Raw genomic sequence first — 18,451 nt, 5'->3', positions numbered from 1 at the left:
TACAACCGTCGATTCCTATGAAGATTGTTTGAAAACCCAGCTTAATCCCCCATCCGTTTCCACAATTGCGTCACTTCGGCTGGCTTTAACTCACGATGGCGACCCGGCCTTAAACCATCCAGCGTAAGAAAAGCGACTTGTGTGCGAATCAATCGCCGCACCGGATGACCAATCGCCTTCAGCATGCGCCGGATTTGGCGATTCCGTCCCTCATGAATAATCAGTTCCAGCCAGCTTCCCTTCTCCTCTTTTTCCAACAGTCGCACCTGAGCCGGAGCCGTCCAGCCATCTTCTAGCTTGATCCCCCGGCGCAACCGTTGCAGCGCCTCCTCTCCAGGATGGCCCACAACACGGGCCTGGTACACCTTGTCCACCTCATGGCGGGGGTGAGCCAAGCGATTGGCCAACTCCCCATCGTTGGTCAGCAAAAGTAACCCTTCGGTATCATAATCCAATCGACCCACAGGATAAACCCGTTGATCCACCTCGCGGAAAAAATCAGTCACCACCCTCCGTCCATGCGGATCAGAAAGACTGGTGATCACCCCCCGCGGTTTATAGAAAAGAAAATAACGCTTGGACTCCTGGCGTATCTCCCGTCCATCCACCTGAATACGATCTTTGATCGGATCGACGCGTCGTCCCAGCTCTGTCACCGGATGACCGTTCACCTGCACCCGGCCTAAACGGATGAGCTCTTCACACTTCCGCCGGGACGCCACACCGGCATGAGCCATCACTTTTTGCAATCGTTCCATGTTTTCACCTCAATAGCCATCTTATCCATTTGCGGCACCCTTCACAAGCCGCCGGACAATCAGACAAAATAAAAAAAGCCCAACAGGGCTTTGAGGCTGCTGACAAACTAGATTAGGAATAGGGGGAACGATTTCCGACATAGCGCCCTTTGCACGAAAGCACAAGTCTCGACTTGGTCACTCCATTCCCGGATCTCGCTTTGATCGATTACCTAGCGGAGTCTCCGCAGTTCCCAACCGTTTAGCGGCCACATATGCTTTTCGCATATACGCTGGTTGCGGACGAAGGAGGCGGAGCGGGCATCCTCACTTCCTTGAAGCGGTAATAAAGCCTAAATCACCCACCAAACACCCACAACACAATCATCCATGATGCCAACACCCCAGTCAGATCCGCCAGCAACCCCACCTTTACCGCATAGAGCGAACGGCGGATTCCCACGGCGCCAAAATAGACCGTCAAGACATATAAGGTGGTATCGGTACTCCCCTGCATCGTGGCAGCCAATCGCCCCAAAAATGAATCCGGGCCGTAGGTAGACATCAGATTTTCCGCATAAGCCAAGGCGCCGGTACCGGTGATCGGTCGTAACAACCCTAGGGGCAGCACCTCTTCCGGAAAGTGAATCCAGGCCAGCAGCGGCTTAAATAAACTGAGATAAAACTGTAACGCTCCGGTTTCTCGAAAGATAGAGACTGCCACCATCATCCCCACCAAATGGGGAATAATTTGGATAGCGGTGGGAAAGCCTTCTTTGGCACCTTCGACAAAACTTTCGTATGCCGGTACTCCCCGCACCAAGGCGTACAGGGGGATAAAAGCTAGAATCGCCGGAATCGCAATTGCCGATAAAAACGAGATCGTTTGCATCATTCTACTCCCCCTCACCCCTAGAGCCTATGATTCCATTCGTCTGCTCATCCGACGGCGAAACCAACGGTCGAGCAAAATCGCAGCCAGTGAGGAGCAAAAGGTAGCCACCAATGTCGTTCCGATGATGGCTGTCGGCTCAGTGGAACCCAGGTCCATTCGCAAACCGATCATTGTGGTAGGGATTAAGGTTAAACTGGATGTGTTGAGTGCCAAAAGCGTACACATCGCCGGAGTGGCCACCTTTGGATCGGGATTTAATTTTTGTAATTCTTCCATCGCTTTCATCCCCATGGGAGTAGCCGCATTTCCCAAGCCAAACAGATTAGCGCTCATATTGGATACAATATAACCCATCGCCGGGTGATCCCGGGGAACATCAGGAAACAAAAGTCGTACCACTGGGCCCAGTAAACGGGCCAACACTTTTAAAAGCCCGGCATCCTGTGCAATTCGCATAATCCCCAACCAAAATACAAGAATACTGATCAAGCCGATACATACGGCCACCCCATCTTTCGCTCCCTTTAAAGCGGCCTGGGTGACAAGGTCCATCTGTCCCTGAGCGGCGGCTGCAACCACCCCGCTGATAATCATAAACAACCAGATATAATTGATCACGGCGCCTCTCTCCCCGCCATATAACCGAGCACCTGCAGCCATGAGGTAAAGAGGGAACCCGTTTCCACCTGCTTCACTTGTGACACCAATGGGATGGAACCTACCTGTTTTCCATCGACATAGATACGAGCCGTTCCTACCCGCCTCCCTTTTTCTTGAATGGCCGCTGCGGGAAGCGTAAGCATCGGTTTTACCTGGATGCGGTTCCGTTCTTCCTCTTTTAAGGGATAAGTGAAACCTTTTTCCGCCACTGCCACCCAACCGGGATCCTCCGATTCGGGCATATCCGCCACTTGTTCACCCTTTTCCAACAGAGGCACTCGCTCAAATTGATTAAACCCATACTCCAATAAGTGCATCGAATCGTCCCAATCATCGGGTGCGTTTAACGTTACCGTTGCCACCTGCCGTCCGTTCCGGGTGGCGGAAGAAACCAGGGTTCGCTTCGATAATTTGGTATAGCCCGTTTTTACCCCATCGGCACCGGGATAAAGGCGTAACATTTTATTTTTGTTGTACCATTTCCGATGCCACTCTTCTCCCGGCCAGGGAACCGTTTTAATGGGAGTAGATACGATTTTTTTAAAATGAGGATTACGAAGGGCATAAGCGGTTAGTCGGGCCATGTCCGCCGCTGACGAATAATGTTCCGGTGCGTCCAGGCCATGAGGATTAGCAAAATGAGTCTGCTCCAGTCCCAGATACTCCGCTTTTTCATTCATCAGCATGACAAACCCTTCCAACGACCCACCTACATGCTCCGCGATGGCTACCGCTGCATCGTTGCCCGATCGCAACATCAAGCCGTACAAGAGGTGTTCCAAGGGGACCTCTTCCCCTTGTTGCAGGTAGATGGAGGACCCTTCCACCCCCACCGCACGGGGACCTACTTTTACTTTCTCCTGCAGGTCGCTGTTTTCCAGCGCCACAATTGCCGTCATAATTTTGGTCAGGGAGGCGATGCGCATCTGCTTGTTCGCTTCCTTCTCATATAACAACCGACCGGATTCCACATCGATCACCGCCGCCGCATGGGCACTTAGCGAAAGAGAATCCTCCTCCCCCGCCGCCTGCGGCACCCGAGCGGTCCATACCAGCGCAACCGCGCACAGGATTGCCATCATCCGCATGGGTTCCCCACCTTCAGGCTTTATTTTGGTACATGTATATGCCGGTTGGACAGGGTTATGAAAAATAAAAACCCGCCATTATACGTGGCGGGGAAAACTCAAATATCGGATTCCGGACCGTTAAAACCGTTTCTTTTTCCTTTTACCATTCGTTGCAATCGCTCCACCAATCCGGGAGCGAGATCAAGTAGACGATCATACAGATGGTTGGACCCTTCTACATTGAGCATGCGAACCCCGGTCTCACTCACTACCAGAAAGCCGATGGGGGTAATGGAAACCCCGCCCCCGCTGCCACCACCAAATGGGAGGGGAGGGGGTTCACTGCCTCCCTTTTTATCGCCTTCTCCTTGATCGCCCGGCTTGGAGCCGGCAAATTCACTTCCGCCCGCTGCAAAACCAAAGCCCACTTTTGAGACGGGGATAATCACGCTGCCGTCAGGCGTTTCAACTGGATCTCCGACAATGGTGTTAACATCCACCATCTCCTTGATGTTCTCCATCGCCGTCGTCATCAGGCCTTGAATTGGGTGTTCTGCCATGTCCCTTCACCCCCCTTTCCGCGCATGCGCATCAACAGTCGAAGAATAGCAAGAATAGCATGCCCGATGCGAAAGCGGATCATGCAATCCAATTCCGTTTCCAGGCGACGCTCCTGAAAATGAGGAACCACATCCAAGCGCGGACGAACCAACCAATCGATATAAGATCCCAACATCCCCACCAGACTGGTTTTAACCCCCCATGCCAAGCCGGTGATCACACCCGTCTCCGCTGCATCCCCGGTTCCGAGATGACTTTTCCAGATCAAGCGTTCACAGGTAACATGACGGAGAAAGCGATAAAACACATCATATAAACCAATCACTCGATATTTTAAAATTCTCCAATCCTGTCGCACTCGCTGCAATGTTTTCAACCCGATCGTTTCAAACCAGGCGGGCTTTTTTCCCGACAACGGTGCTTTTGTTTTCTCCTTTACATCTACTCCCTCGGATGTGAGCCGAAATTGCGGAAAACGATACTGGAAGCGAAGGAGACCTGCCCACATACGAACATGAACCGACATCTCATCATCTTCGCCTTGTCGGCGGTACAACAAACGGATACGTACCGTCGAAACAATCATCACCACAAAAAACAGCACCGCAATACCGGCTGCCAACAACCAACCCATTTTACGCCACCGCCTTATTCCTTCACATCGATAGTATCGACGGCAGCTATTCGCTTCATACCGGGTAGGAATAGAAAAAAGCCCCGGATATCCGGGGCTTCAGAATGATAATGTGGCCCGAGTCTCGATTTTCGTCTTCGCGCCTCTTTCATTCATCAATCATTTGTCAGCCAGGTCGTTCAGGGCCTGGCCATCAACTGCTTACGATCGTTCTGCTGCTTCCAACGGTACCTCTGCTACCTCATCCTCCAACTCTTCCTCTTGCGGTTCCACACCCAAACGCTGATACAGCTCTTCCCGTTCCTGTTCCCACTCTGTCCAATGAAAAATGGAATCGACAGGAGGGAGTTCATCCAAACTCTTTAATCCAAAATAATCCAAAAAATCCCGTGTCGTCCCATATAAAATGGGTCGGCCAACTCCTTCCGCTCGTCCAACCTCTTTAACTAGCCCTTTTCGCTTCAGTTGGTAAATCGTTCGCTCACACTTCACCCCACGAATCTCTTCCACATCGACCCGAATGATCGGCTGTCGGTAAGCGATAATCGCCAAGGTTTCTAAAGTGGAACGGGAGAGTTGCGAGCGGGAGGGAGATTCCGCCAATTTTTCAAAGTAAGTACGGTGTTCCGGCAGTGTAGTCAATTGGAATACCTGGGCCACTTCCACAATTTGAATCCCACGGCCCGCTTCTTTCCACTCCACCGCCATCTCTTTTAACAGCCGCCGAGCCTCCCGCGTATCCAGCTGCAAAATTTGTGCAATTTCTTTTGGCTTTAACCCCTCTTCTCCCGCCGCAAACAACAATCCTTCAATAATGGGTTTCCAATTCTGCTGTTCCAGTGGGTACCCCTCCATCCGGCTTTACGCCCACAATTTCGATGTCTTGGAACAGTTCCCGTTGCATAATATGGACACGTTTGGTTTTCATCAGCTCCAACAGCGCCAAAAACGTGGTCACCACCCGATCCTTGGTTACCAATTCCCATACCAACAAATTGGAAAAATGCATTCTGCCGCCTTTCTGCCACAACGTTTCCGCGATTTCCTCCATCCGATCACTTACCGAAACCTCATCCCGGCTTAAGTTGGTCATCGGCGGTGGTTCCTCATTACGCGGGCGAGTCAATGCCTCGGTAAACACTTGTAACAGATCATCGACAGAAAGCCCCTCCACCGGGTTTTCCACCGGCGTATATGGCGTCAGGTCCATCGGCATCCGGGTATATACCTGGCTTCGCTCTGCTTCCCGTTCCCGTAGCACCTCAGATAAACGCTTGTATTTCTTGTATTCCAACAACCGCTGCACCAATTCTTCCCGGGGGTCAAGCCCCTCATCCACCTCCATCATATCACTGAGATCGACGGGCTCCGCCCGTGGAAGCAGCATGCGGCTCTTAATCGCCAGCAGCGTCGCCGCCATCACCAGAAATTCACTGGCAACATCCAGTTCCAGCTGTTGTGACGATGACAACACTTCCATATACTGATCCGTAATACGGGCAATCGGGATCTCACATACATCCAGCTCAGAACGGTCAATCAGATGAAGCAACAAGTCCAAAGGCCCTTCAAACATATCCAGTTTAATCTTTACGTCCAAAGATCAACATCCTCTCCTCAATCCGAGAGACCCTTTTGCAAGGCTGCCTGCACATTGGCCGTTTCAATGGCGCTAACCGCCGCTTCCCATCCTTTGTTGCCCGCTTTGGTACCAGCCCGCTCAATCGCTTGCTCAATCGTATCCACCGTGAGTACACCAAAAATGACCGGCAGACCTCGCTTCAGACTGATGGCCCCCACACCTTTGGCCGCTTCATTACATACATAGTCAAAATGAGGGGTGGAACCGCGAATCACCGCTCCTAAGGTGATTACCGCATCAAATCGGCCTGAAGCAGCCATCTGATCGGCAATTAACGGGATTTCAAAAGCTCCCGGCACCCATGCTACCTCCACATCTTCATCCTGGGCACCATGACGCTTGAGAGCATCCTCTGCCCCTTCCAGCAATTGTGACGTGATAAATCCGTTAAATCGACTCACCACAATTCCAAACCGTAACCCTTGTGCCGTTAACGCACCTTCATATCCCTTCATCGTCTCTCCACCTTATTTTTAAAAATGTAGCATATGTCCCAGCTTGCTTTTTTTGGTCTGTAAATACTTTTCATTGTCAGGGACGGCTGGCATCTGGATCGGCAACACATCTGTCACTTCCAATCCATATCCCTTTAAACCGGTGATCTTGCGCGGATTATTGGTTAACAGACGCATCTTACGAACACCGAGATCGCGTAAAATCTGGGCGCCAATGCCGTATTCCCGCAGATCCGGCTTAAACCCCAGTTGTAAGTTGGCCTCCACCGTATCCAACCCCTGTTCTTGCAACTGGTACGCTTTCAACTTGTTCAACAAACCAATGCCTCTTCCCTCCTGCCGCATATAAAGGAGGACGCCACGCCCTTCCTGCTCAATTTGAGAAAGAGCGGCATGCAGCTGGGGCCCGCAATCACAGCGGTGCGAGCCAAACACATCTCCGGTCAGACACTCGGAGTGAACCCGTACCATCACCGCCTCTTCCGGCTGAATCTCGCCTTTAACTAACGCGATATGTTCCTTGTGATCCACATCGTTTCGATAACCGTAAGCGGTAAACTCCCCAAACTCCGTCGGCAAGCGAGTGGAAACCACTTGTTCCACCAGCTTTTCCTTGCGGTTGCGATAGTGGATCAGATCTTGAATGGTGATGATCTTGAGATCAAACTCGACTGCAATCTGCATTAAATCGGGAACACGAGCCATATTTCCATCCTCTTTGATCACTTCACAGATAACAGCTGCCGGATATGTGCCACACAACCGGGCCAAATCGACGCCCGCCTCCGTATGGCCTGCCCGTTGCAAGACGCCCCCTTTACGGGCGATCAAGGGAAAAATGTGACCGGGACGGCGAAAATCTTGCGGTCGTGTTTGCGAATCGATCAACGCCTGAATCGTAGCAGCACGCTCATGGGCGGAGATGCCGGTGGTAGAGGATGTATGATCCACCGACACGGTAAACGCCGTCTCATGTTTATCGCTATTATGCCGAACCATCGGCGGCAGATCCAACTCTTGCGCCCGCTCCTCCGTAATCGGCGCACAGACCAGCCCACGCCCATGGGTAATCATAAAATTGATCACCTCAGGGGTCGTCTTCTCCGCTATCGCTACAAAATCCCCTTCATTTTCCCGATCTTCATCATCCACCACAATAATGACACGACCTTTTTTCAACTCATCCAGTGCTGCTTCAATCGAATGAAAAGCTTCCATTTTGACCCCCTCACTCCGTTAGCCCGGCTTGTTTTAACACCTCAGACATCGAATCTCCCTGCTGCTTCTGTAATAACTTGGCCACATATTTCCCGATCATATCACACTCGATATTTACTTCATCCCCCGGACGAGCATTTTGCAGTTGTGTATGTGTTAACGTGTGCGGAATAATCGATACCGTAAACGAACGCGGGGTGACCGTCACCAGTGTGAGGCTGATTCCGTTAACCACCACTGAACCTTTATCCACCATCCATTGGGTCAAGGTTTCAGGCACTTCCACCTCAAACAGAACTGCATTCTCCACCGGCGTGCGAGTGCGGATACGGCCGACACCATCCACATGCCCCTGGACAAAATGGCCGCCAAAGCGCTCGCCCGCAGCCAAGGCCCGCTCCAGATTAACCGGAGAACCGGGCCGTAGACGCCTCAAACTAGTCTTATCCATGGTCTCCGGCATCACATCCGCTTCAAATTCTTCCTTGCCCAGTCGGGTAACTGTGAGGCAAACACCGTTGACGGCGATGCTATCCCCGATCGTGGTATCGGTTAACACTTGCTGTGCTGAGATGATTAATTGCATCGCACGGCTGTTCCCGTCAATCGAACGAACACGTCCCACTTCCTCTATCAATCCGGTAAACATGATCATCCCTCCCATCGCGTTTGCCGCAGCAAACCCGTTATACACCAATCCTGCCCAAAGGGGCGCATTTCTAGCTCATCCAGTTCCCATGCCTGCTCCATTCGCTCCCAGCCCTCTCCTTCCACGGCGGTGGGACTCTCTTTGCCCCCGAGCAGCTTAGGCGCGATAAAAAACATCACCCGTTTTACCCATCCTTCCTGTAACAAGGAGGCATTTAGCTCACCCCCCGCTTCCGTCAAGACTGACAGGATTCCATTGTCACCCAAATGTTGAAATACCCGCTCCAAGTTGACCCGTGGACCCGGACCGGTTCGAATAACCGATACCCCGCGCTCCTGCAACAACACTTTTTTGGCAGTATCCACCTCATCACAGCAAAATACCCAGGTTGGCGTAGCAGCAGTATCCGTCACTGGTGTATTCAGCGGCATGGAAAGGCGGCTATCCAGGATGACGCGAATCGGATGATTCCCCCCTTCCGGCAAACGAGCGGTTAAGCGTGGATGATCCTTAATCACCGTACCGACTCCAACCATCACCGCATCATGAATATGGCGGAGTCGTTGTACTTCTTGCCGTGCTTCTTCCCCTGTTACCCAACGGCTGTCTCCGGTGGCGGTAGCCATTTTACCATCCAGTGTGATCGCTGCTTTTAGCGTGACAAAGGGGTACCCGGTACGGCGGTGGTGAAAATAAGCCTCGTTGATCCGCAAGCAATCCGCTTGCAACACCCCGGTTACCACTTCGATCCCGGCTTCCTGCAACCGTTTGACCCCTTCCCCGGATACGCGTCGATCTGGGTCTAGACTTCCGATTACCACTTTATGGATGCCAGCGGCAATCACTCTCTCCGTACAAGGAGGGGTACGTCCGGTATGATTACAAGGCTCCAAGGTTACATAGAGTGTACTTCCCACTGTTTCCTCTGAAGCCATATTGAGGGCATGTACCTCGGCGTGGGGAGTACCCGCTTTCAAATGAGCCCCACTTCCCAACAAGCGCCCATCCTTCACCACCACCGCCCCCACCAGCGGATTGGGGGATGTCTGTCCCTGAGCTGCTTTGGCTAAATTCAGAGCTAGACGCATCCAGTGTTCATCAACGCCTTGTACACCTCGATCCATCCAGTTCCTCCTTCCCTTGTCAATCCAAAAAAGCCCTGACCATCGTCAGGGCTTTCCATCTATGAACCGGAAGCACATGTTGAAAAAGCCATCAATGCAACAGGAAAAAAAGGGTTTTTGTCATAAAATCCCTATTATTGGTGCAGATAGCGTGCCATCCCGTCCATCCTTCTCCCATCCAGACTTTCACTGTCGGTTCCGGACTAACACCGGATCAACCGCTTAACGCGGGTCACGGACTGAGGAAACAAAAGTTTCCATCACCGCCGGTCGGGATTTTCACCCAGCCCCGAAGGATTGACCGTATGTGATTGTAATCGTCTCCAGGTATTAGCCTCACCTGTTCTTTTTATTATAGGCACCGATCTTAAAAACAGCAAGGGCCGCTCCTGAGCGGAACGACCCTTGCCATATCCTTTAGGCGGCAATCTTTAACTCACGCTTGCGGTTTTTCAACCACTGTACCAAAATGATCACCACTAACAATCCGATTCCTGCTAGATCCGTCCATAGCGCTTGGTTAATCAATACGACAGCGCTAGCCACTGCCAAGATGCGTTCCAGCCATCCATACTTTGATATCAGATATCCTTGAATAAAACTGGACCAGACAATAATCCCGATAAAGGCGGTTGTAATCGCCCACGCCGTCTGAGCAAACGTGACACCATCCGCCTGTAAAATCAAAATGGGATTTAACGCAAAGGCAAAGGGCAACAGAAGGGCACCCATGTCAAATTTAAAGCCTTGGACACCGGTTTGAACTGGATTGGCTTGTGCGATCCCGGCGGTTGCATAAGCGGGCAAATTGATCGGTGGGGTATCATCCGCCAATATGCCGTAGTAGAAAACAAATAGATGGGCGGCCAACAACGGGATTCCCACTTGCACCAACGCCGGGGCCATCACTGCCGCCAACACAATATAGGTGGCTGTGGTCGGTAACCCCATACCCATAATAATACAGGCAAACATCGTAAATAAGAGCACCAACAGCAACTGATTATTGGCCAAATCCAGAATCATCCCCGACAATATCGGCCCCAACCCAGTCATGGTTACCACCCCGGTCAAAATTCCTGCGGTTGCACAAGCGGTAACCACACTAAGAGAATTACGGGCACCCAATTCCAGCGCCGCCACAAACTCCCGCCAACCAAAGGCAGTCTGTTTTTCCCCAGGGATCTTTTTACCAAGCAGATACCAGATCAAAGCAAATAGTAAACTACCTGCGGATACCAGTGTCACATATTCATTTAAACCAAACAGGAGGTGCATTGCATAAGCGCCTCCAATAAAGAGCAGCGACACCAAAAAACCGGCGCCAAAACGGCGTTGCATCCGATAAGAGAACAATGCGATCGTCAACGCACCGACAATCGCCATAAAAGAAGCTAAAATCGGCGTCAAACGCAACACCAACAACGTGATCAAGGCAAACACCGGCAACATCAGATAACCACGGGTGGCGAGGATCTTCCAAGCTGGTGTCAATTCTGTTCGAGGCAAGCCTTGGATATTAAATTTGCGGGCTTCCAGATGCACCATAAACAAGATGGCAGTATAGCTCAACAACGCCGGAATCGCCGCCGCTTTTGCAATCTCCAAATATGGAATCCCAGTAAAATCCGCCATGATAAAGGCGGCTGCCCCCATCACCGGCGGTAACAGTTGTCCGCTGGAGGAAGCTGCCACTTCAATGCCACCTGCCACATGCGGGCGAAAACCGGTTTTTTTCATCAGTGGAATCGTAAAGGTTCCCGTTGTCACCGCATTGGCCACCGAACTACCGGAAATCGACCCCATCAGCCCGGAGGAGACAACCGCCGCCTTCGCGGGTCCCCCTTTGAAAGAACCCACCAATGACATCGCCAAATCGATAAACATCCGTCCTGCACCCGTCACTTCAAGAAAAGCACCAAACAGCACAAAAATAAACACATAGCTGGCGGAGACGGTAATCGGGGTGCCAAAGATCCCCTCATTGGACAGATACATAAACTCAAAAATTCCTGTCCATGAAAAGCCAAAATGGTTAATGGTATCTGGAAGGATATAATTTCCTCCGAGAAAGGATGGCACTGTTTTATCCCCCAGCCAAGCATACAACATAAACAAAAAGGCCAGAATAACAAGCGGTTTACCCACCACCCGGCGGGTCGCCTCCAGCACGAGCAATACAGTGACGGTCGCCATCACTGTATCCAGCAGGGAAGGATTGGCAACACGGGCCAAAATATCAGCAGAGATAGAGAGAATATAGATGCCGGATGCTCCCCCGAGCGCCGCCAGCAAAAAATCATACCATGGAATCACCCTTTGTCCCATCTTCTTACGGATGGGGAAAATCAAAAACGTCAACATCAACGCAAAGGCAAGATGCATAGCGTTTTGTTCCATCCGCGGAAGCATATCGATTCCTGCGGTGTAGAGATGAAACAATGACATCCCAACAGCCACCATCAACACCAGTAATGCCATCCATCCGCTGAGGACGCGATCGCTTCCTTCCAACTCACCGATTTTACGATTCATTTCTTCATTTGTAACGGTTGTTTGCTGCTGCATGACGAACCTCCTTTACGACTGCTTGCTTACGATAGACCGAACCTCTCCCACCAATAGTGCCAAACCCTTGTCTGTTCAACGGTCAGGGTGATGGTCTCACCCACAAAAGGCGGCTGAGAGAGATTCCAACTCCGTTGGTCCACGCTTAGTTTATCTTCAGTAAATGTAACCGGATGAAAAGCCAGTTCCGGCATCACTTGACGGATATTTTCAATTACATAGTATCCATCCACCAACCGGTCCACCGCTCCAGGGGGAGGCTCTGTCGCAATCCCCGCCCCGAAGTTACAGTTCCAACTCTCCATCAATACCATGCGATATTGATCATCTACCTCAAACTTTTCGATAATCGGACATTTGGCGACGGAATGAATATAGCGGTGGCTAAAAGCCGTCCCACTTTCGACGCGTTGAACTAGTAGTGTATTTCCCGCTTCATCAGCAATGCGGAGCACAAAGATCGGTTGACTTAGAACAACCCCCACCCACACGAGCAACACGACTCCAATCATGAAAGAAAAGGCATTGCGAAAACGCAACGCCTTGTTAAAGGGGCGCAACCGCATTATTCCGTTGAGATACCCTGCTCATCGAAATATTTTTTCGCCCCGGGGTGCAGGTCGATCGACATCCCGTCTAAAGCGGATTCCAACGTGATGTCCGCTCCGCGTGCATGTGCGGCTTCCAGTGCTTCTTTCCCTTCAAACATCGCCTTAGTCAAATTGTAAACGAGGTCTTCTGAAAGCTCATTGTCTACGATCAACATCGCCATGACGGAGACGGTTTTAATCTCTTCTTCCTGACCCTGGTCTTTATATGTGTCGGCGGAGATGGTCTGTTCCGTATAATACGGATACTTTTCCGTCAATTCTTTGATCACATCATCCGGAATGGACAACACATGTACCTTTTGTGTGGCCCCCAGCTCCTGGATGGCACTGGTCGGTGCCCCTGCCGTAATAAACGCGGCATCAAGAGTACCGTTTTGCAACCCTTGGGCTGCATCACCAAAACCGAGATAGTTGACCTCGACATCATCGTATGTGATTCCGGCGGCTTCCAGCACCTGCTTGGCGTTTGCTTCGGCACCGCTTCCCTGGTCACCTACCGCCACTTTTTTACCTTTTAGATCCTCCAAGCTTTCCAAACCGCTGTCCTTACGCGTCACCACTTGAATATCTTCCGGATAGAGAGTTGCCATACCGGCGATGTTTTCTACCGGCTTCCCGTCAAAATCGCTTACGGTTTCACCGTGGGCTGCAAAATAAGCGATATCGTTCTGTACAAACGCCATCTGATATTTTCCTTGCGCCAGCTCCTGGATGTTGGCAACCGAAGCGCCGGTCGTCACCCCACGGGCTTGGCTAACCCCTTCCACATTGCTGAAGATCTTTTGCGCCATTGCTGTGCCGAGCGGATAGTATGTGCCACTGTTGCCACCGGTTCCAATCGTGATGCGGACATCTCCACTCTCACCGTTTTCGTTGGCGCCACCATCCGGAGCGCTTCCACATCCAGCGAGCGCAAGTGCCAAAATCGAAAGAATAATCGTAAGGTGATAAAAATTCTTTCTGGACAATTTGACCTACCCCCTTGAGAACGTCTAATACTAATTGTCTGGTTATTCAACATGTTAGTCAAGTGGATTTTATTCACTTTCTAGCTTGGACTATCATGGGTAACCTTTTTCACGGTAATAAAAAGTGAAAAACCGCTCACCATTCGGAGCGGTTTTTCGTCCAAGACCTGTCGATCGATCGTATACATAAAGGCCAGACTACAACTCATGGTAGCTGACTTCGCCACTGAACAGGCATGCGGGGGCATCCTCGTAAGCCACCTCTGCTTGGTACGTTTCTTTCAGTTTCACTTGACACTGACCAAGCCCTACTGGGAAAGCGGTTGATCCGTCTGTACCGAGCGATTCTTTTCATCTTTCTTCCAAGGCAATCCCACCTGTAGACAGAGATAGCAGAGGGATGCAAAATAGGCAGCAATCAAGGTTGTATGCACCAAGGCAATCACCAATTGCAACTGGGACAAGACTACCAATCCTCCGCTCACTACTTGCAGCAGCGTCAACACGAGACAAAGTTGAGACGCCTTGACCAAATCCGGATAGTTGGCATAATGCTTTCGTACCACCATAAACAACCATATGGTAAACACTAACAACATTCCAGCAAACAGACGATGGGTTAGCTGAATACCTGCTTGTGTCGTTAAATCCGGAAACCAAACCCCGTCACAGAGAGGCCAGCTGGAGCAGCCGAGGCTGGAACCGGTATGACGGACATAGGCTCCGGTATACACCACCACATACGTATAGACCGCCAGTCCGTACAACCCCCACTTCATCCGCTGGGAGACACGGGGCCGCTGTTGCAGGTGGGGTTGATCCGCTCGGCCCAGTTGAAACAGCAGAACCGCCAATAAGGCAATACTGGCGAAAGAGAGCAACGAAAAGCCGAAATGAAGGGCCATGACGGCTTCATTTTGCCCCCAGACGACAGCGGCCGCACCCAATAATCCTTGCAGCACAATAAAAAATACACTGAAGAAGGCCAAAAACTTAACCGCGCTGTTTTGACGATAGGTCGACCACGCCCAGGCTGAGGCGATGACGACGATCAGACCGACCAAACCGGAAACGATGCGATGGCTATATTCAATCCACAACTCCAACGTATGATAGCTGGGAAACACTTCGCCGTGACAAAAGGGCCAAGTATTTCCGCACCCTTGCCCGGAGCCGGTTTTGGTCACCAATGCCCCTTGAATCAAAATCAAAAATGTGCCGAGTACACCGACAACAGCGATACCACGTAAAAAACGTCCCATATGGGGACCCCCTTCCAACAACCGTCCTGATACACCATTATTATCTTAACACAGACCGCTCAAACCCCGTTGCCATAACGTTAAACAGGCACAAACTCGCCACAGTTGCCAAAAAATCAAGTAGAAGCGGGGCACCGTCTTCGGATAGAATCGCTAGCCGAACAGATCCAATAGGGTGGATAGGTTGTCGTTTTTATCACGAGGTATAGTATATAGGTGGAATCATTTTTAGAGATGTGGTGAATCAATTGAAAACCATCCTGATCGTGGATGATGAAGAAAAAATCCGGGAAGTCCTCGCTTCCTATCTGTCCCATGCGGGATATCAGACGCTGGAAGCAGCAACGGGGAAGGAAGCCATAGAAGCCCAACGTAACCAATCGGTCGATCTCGTCATATTAGACCTGATGCTCCCCGACCGCTCCGGCGAAGAGGTTTGCCAGGAAATTCGGCGGCAGTCTGCAGTCCCGATTCTGATGTTGACGGCTAAGGTAGAGGAACAACACCGGATCGAAGGGCTTTCGATTGGAGCAGACGATTATGTGATCAAACCTTTTAGCCCCAGGGAAATCGTCGCCCGAGTCCAAGCCATCCTGCGTCGGTCCGGGGAGGATCTGCTCGCGGAACGCATTTCTTTCCAAGACGGAGAGTTAATCGTGGATACCGGAGCAAAAACCGTTTACAAGCAGGGTGATCCCATTCATCTGACCCCCATCGAATATCGGCTCGTCCAAATCCTGGCCCGCAACCCGAAGCGCTCCTTTTCCCGCGAAGAACTGGTTGAAAAACTTTTTGGTTTTGATTACTCCGGAGACACCCGAACCATCGACCAACATATGAAAAACTTGCGGAACAAGGTGGAATCTGATCCGAAAAATCCGCTTTATTTCAAAACGGTATTTGGCTTCGGATACCGGTTTGATGGTGAAAAATCATGAATAAAACGCTACGATACCGCCTGACTTGGGCGTTTATTGGGGTTGCAGCCGGAATCGTGCTGGTAGCAAGCTTTATCTTTATTGTTGTAACCCACTATCATTTTTTGATCTATCAAGAGGAGTACCCGGACACCGGGTATATTGCCGGGCTTAATTATCATTTTGAGCTAGCGTTAATCCAGTCCACTTTGTGGACAGCGCTGGGAGCCGTGGTACTGGCAATCGTCCTCAGTTGGTTCGTCGCTCGGCGGATTACCGCTCCATTGGTGCTCATGAGGAAAAGAGCCGAAGATATTACTAAAGGGAACTTACAATCCCGTGTTCCTATCCATGGACGGGATGAAATAGCGGAACTGGGACAAGCCCTGAATCACCTAACCGAAGAATTACAGCGTCAGGAAAACCTGCGCAAGCAGATGACCTCCGATGTCGCTCATGAACTCCGCACACCCCTCGCCACACTAAAGAGTCACATGGAGGCTTTTGAAGACGGAATTTGGGAACCCACTCCCAAACGGCTCCAAGCCGTCACGGCTGAAATCGATCGCCTGATTGGTCTCGTAGGGGACATGCAGCAATTAACCTTGCTTGAATCACCGGAATTTGAGCTGGAACGAAAAGAGGAAGACCTCTCAAAAATCGTGGAGCATACACTCGTCAATATGCGCACTTCTTTTAACCGCAAAGGCGTTAGCTTGCAAACGGAGAACTCGGGTCCGGTATATGCTTTCGTAGATCGCCGCCGGTTAATCCAAGTGCTGGTAAACCTACTGTCTAACGCTCTTAAATCTACTCCCCATGGTGGAGTGGTTACAGTTCAAACCGAGCAGCAGGAGGAAGAAGCGGTCCTAACCGTCCAAGACACCGGGGAAGGGATTCCCCAAGCAGAACTTCAGAAAATCTTTGAAAGATTTTATCGGGTGGATCGTTCGCGCAACCGACAATCCGGCGGCAGCGGAATCGGACTAACCATCGTAAAAAAATTAGTGGAATCCCACGAAGGCACCATCCGGATTAAAAGCACACCTGATACGGGGACGTCTATCCAAGTCTATCTGCCAAGCCAAAAATGAGTTTTTTTGATTCCCACGCTTTCTTCATCACTTCCTCACAAGTGACGGTTACCATATTCCTATCACCGATAGGAGTGAGGCAAACCATGATGAAAAAACGAGTGTGTACCGCCATCGGAAGTGTCTTGGTGTTCGCTATCTTTTTCAGCGGATGCTCCAACGGTACAGACAACGAAAACCAAAATCATGAAAACCATGAAAACATGGATCATGAAGACACGAACCAGAAAAAAGAAGGGTCCGCTGACATGTCGATGATGGACCAAAAAGCAAACCAAAACGGTGACCAAAACCGCCTGACGATGGACACCAAGAATATTACACGTGTCGGTCAAGACGACCCGGTTAAAGTTGCCGTGGAAACGTCTCAGATAATCTGGCCCGCTTCTCATAAGGGTAACCAACCGGGTACGGTGCTGCTCGGGATGACGAACGATTGGAAAACCACCCTCCCTGCAGTCACCCTCGTCCACCATCCCAACGACGGCCCGTTGCTGTATGCGGAGAAAAACAGCATCCCTGAAGAGACCATGAACGAGCTGAAGCGGCTCAACCCCAAGGGAAGCAAAATGAACCAAGAGATCCAGGTCATATTGATCGGTGACTTCTCAGACAATGTCCGTACTCAGCTGAAGGACGAAGGATTGAAGGTAGATACCGTGGAGGGAGAAAACCCTGCGGACACCTCAGCCAAGCTGGATGCTTATTATGCCAAGGTAAGCGGTAACCTTCCACAGAGCGTAATCGTCGGTTCCATGAACACACCGGAATACACCCTGCCCGCAGCCAACTGGATCGCCCATATGCCGGAGCCGCTCCTGTATGTCGGTAAAAATAATATTCCCACAGAGACCATCGATGCACTGCAAAAACGGGAAAACAAAGCCAATATCTACATCCTTGGTCCGAAATCCGCCGTCTCCGCTTCAGTAGAAAAAGAACTGGGTCAATACGGCGAGGTTACACGCATCAGCGGTAAAACGCCAGAAGCAAACGCCATCGCCTTCGCCAAATACAAGGACAAGTCCACCAAATTCGGCTGGGGGGTAACCGATCCCGGCCACGGCCTAACCTTTAACCGTACAGACAACGTGGATGCAGCGATCGCAAGCGCACCCTTCTCCCACATGGGCAAACACGCTCCCATGCTTCTGTTGGATAAAGAAGCCCTGTCTGAACCAATACACCAATATCTGATGAGCCTACAACCTACATTTGAGGATGATCCCACCGTCGGGCCGTACAATCACGCATATGTCATCGGTTCCGAAAAAACGATCCCCTTCACTACACAAGGAATGATTGACCAGATGTTGGAGATCACCCCCGAAGACGGCGGCGGTCACGGTGGACATGAATAAGAAAAAGCCCATTTCTGATGGGCTT

General features: G+C 50.9%; 19 protein-coding genes and 1 riboswitch. Of the genes, 3 read left to right on the top strand and 16 right to left on the bottom strand.

Annotation, left to right across the window (positions count from 1 at the left end; genetic code table 11):
- Positions 1 to 41 precede the first annotated feature (41 nt).
- The 16 genes from C8J48_RS05960 to C8J48_RS05885 all read right to left on the bottom strand — a co-directional run bounded on the left by C8J48_RS05960 (position 42) and on the right by C8J48_RS05885 (position 15,054).
- A complete protein-coding gene (locus C8J48_RS05960; RefSeq protein WP_107725415.1) occupies positions 42 to 758 on the bottom strand; it encodes a pseudouridine synthase in 717 nt (238 codons plus the stop codon).
- A 337-nt stretch (positions 759 to 1,095) separates the two neighbouring features.
- Entirely contained in the window at positions 1,096 to 1,632 is a 537-nt protein-coding gene (locus tag C8J48_RS05955; RefSeq protein WP_107725414.1) for a spore maturation protein, read from the bottom strand.
- Between the two features lie 24 nt (positions 1,633 to 1,656).
- The gene (locus tag C8J48_RS05950) at positions 1,657 to 2,250 is read right to left on the bottom strand and encodes a nucleoside recognition domain-containing protein (protein WP_107725413.1); all 594 of its coding nucleotides are present in this window, start codon (positions 2,248 to 2,250) and stop codon (positions 1,657 to 1,659) included.
- On the bottom strand, positions 2,247 to 3,380 hold the full coding sequence (locus C8J48_RS05945) for a D-alanyl-D-alanine carboxypeptidase family protein (RefSeq protein ID WP_107725412.1): 1,134 nt from the start codon (positions 3,378 to 3,380) through the stop codon (positions 2,247 to 2,249). Before C8J48_RS05945 ends, C8J48_RS05950 begins: the two co-directional genes overlap by 4 nt.
- 98 nt (positions 3,381 to 3,478) lie before the next feature.
- Positions 3,479 to 3,922 (bottom strand): GerW family sporulation protein, encoded by a 444-nt coding sequence (ytfJ, locus tag C8J48_RS05940; protein WP_107725411.1) that lies wholly within the window; start codon positions 3,920 to 3,922, stop codon positions 3,479 to 3,481.
- Positions 3,895 to 4,557, bottom strand: a complete 663-nt coding sequence (locus tag C8J48_RS05935) for a DUF2953 domain-containing protein (RefSeq protein WP_107725410.1) — start codon at positions 4,555 to 4,557, stop codon at positions 3,895 to 3,897. The genes ytfJ and C8J48_RS05935 overlap by 28 nt, the downstream gene beginning before the upstream one ends.
- Before the next feature lie 201 nt (positions 4,558 to 4,758).
- Entirely contained in the window at positions 4,759 to 5,412 is a 654-nt protein-coding gene (gene scpB, locus C8J48_RS05930; protein ID WP_107725409.1) for an SMC-Scp complex subunit ScpB, read from the bottom strand.
- Positions 5,366 to 6,157 carry a segregation and condensation protein A gene (locus C8J48_RS05925; RefSeq protein WP_107725408.1) on the bottom strand — a complete coding sequence of 264 codons (792 nt, stop codon included), beginning with the start codon at positions 6,155 to 6,157 and terminating at the stop codon, positions 5,366 to 5,368. The genes scpB and C8J48_RS05925 overlap by 47 nt, the downstream gene beginning before the upstream one ends.
- Positions 6,158 to 6,174: 17 nt before the next feature.
- Entirely contained in the window at positions 6,175 to 6,654 is a 480-nt protein-coding gene (gene ribH, locus C8J48_RS05920) for a 6,7-dimethyl-8-ribityllumazine synthase (RefSeq protein ID WP_107725407.1), read from the bottom strand.
- A gap of 18 nt (positions 6,655 to 6,672) precedes the next feature.
- Complete coding sequence (locus tag C8J48_RS05915) at positions 6,673 to 7,872, bottom strand: bifunctional 3,4-dihydroxy-2-butanone-4-phosphate synthase/GTP cyclohydrolase II (protein ID WP_107725406.1); 1,200 nt, start codon at positions 7,870 to 7,872, stop codon at positions 6,673 to 6,675.
- A gap of 10 nt (positions 7,873 to 7,882) precedes the next feature.
- A complete protein-coding gene (gene ribE, locus C8J48_RS05910) occupies positions 7,883 to 8,521 on the bottom strand; it encodes a riboflavin synthase (RefSeq protein WP_107725405.1) in 639 nt (212 codons plus the stop codon).
- A gap of 2 nt (positions 8,522 to 8,523) precedes the next feature.
- Complete coding sequence (gene ribD, locus C8J48_RS05905) at positions 8,524 to 9,645, bottom strand: bifunctional diaminohydroxyphosphoribosylaminopyrimidine deaminase/5-amino-6-(5-phosphoribosylamino)uracil reductase RibD (RefSeq protein ID WP_245891075.1); 1,122 nt, start codon at positions 9,643 to 9,645, stop codon at positions 8,524 to 8,526.
- Positions 9,646 to 9,807: 162 nt separating this feature from the next.
- Positions 9,808 to 9,946: riboswitch (FMN riboswitch) on the bottom strand.
- Between the two features lie 116 nt (positions 9,947 to 10,062).
- On the bottom strand, positions 10,063 to 12,213 hold the full coding sequence (locus tag C8J48_RS05900) for a TRAP transporter permease (protein WP_245891074.1): 2,151 nt from the start codon (positions 12,211 to 12,213) through the stop codon (positions 10,063 to 10,065).
- A 26-nt stretch (positions 12,214 to 12,239) separates the two neighbouring features.
- On the bottom strand, positions 12,240 to 12,773 hold the full coding sequence (locus C8J48_RS05895; protein WP_170105207.1) for a DUF1850 domain-containing protein: 534 nt from the start codon (positions 12,771 to 12,773) through the stop codon (positions 12,240 to 12,242).
- A gap of 5 nt (positions 12,774 to 12,778) precedes the next feature.
- Positions 12,779 to 13,792 (bottom strand): TAXI family TRAP transporter solute-binding subunit, encoded by a 1,014-nt coding sequence (locus C8J48_RS05890; RefSeq protein WP_107725403.1) that lies wholly within the window; start codon positions 13,790 to 13,792, stop codon positions 12,779 to 12,781.
- Between the two features lie 308 nt (positions 13,793 to 14,100).
- Positions 14,101 to 15,054, bottom strand: coding sequence for a COX15/CtaA family protein (locus tag C8J48_RS05885; RefSeq protein WP_107725402.1), 954 nt, complete (start codon positions 15,052 to 15,054; stop codon positions 14,101 to 14,103).
- 248 nt (positions 15,055 to 15,302) lie between these two features.
- On the opposite strand from C8J48_RS05885, the gene C8J48_RS05880 reads away from it, so the two are divergent.
- From C8J48_RS05880 to C8J48_RS05870, 3 genes are all read left to right on the top strand, one after another.
- Positions 15,303 to 15,992: a response regulator transcription factor gene (locus tag C8J48_RS05880; protein ID WP_211316593.1), complete on the top strand. Its 690-nt coding sequence runs from the start codon at positions 15,303 to 15,305 to the stop codon at positions 15,990 to 15,992.
- A complete protein-coding gene (locus tag C8J48_RS05875; protein ID WP_107725401.1) occupies positions 15,989 to 17,065 on the top strand; it encodes a sensor histidine kinase in 1,077 nt (358 codons plus the stop codon). The genes C8J48_RS05880 and C8J48_RS05875 overlap by 4 nt, the downstream gene beginning before the upstream one ends.
- A gap of 86 nt (positions 17,066 to 17,151) precedes the next feature.
- A complete protein-coding gene (locus C8J48_RS05870; protein WP_107725400.1) occupies positions 17,152 to 18,426 on the top strand; it encodes a cell wall-binding repeat-containing protein in 1,275 nt (424 codons plus the stop codon).
- The last annotated feature ends 25 nt before the right edge of the window (positions 18,427 to 18,451 follow it).

It is taken from the genome of Desmospora activa DSM 45169 (genome assembly GCF_003046315.1).
Lineage (GTDB): Bacteria > Bacillota > Bacilli > Thermoactinomycetales > DSM-45169 > Desmospora > Desmospora activa.
Note: the sequence above shows the minus strand (reverse complement) of the source record. Positions and strands in the feature narration are given on the sequence as shown.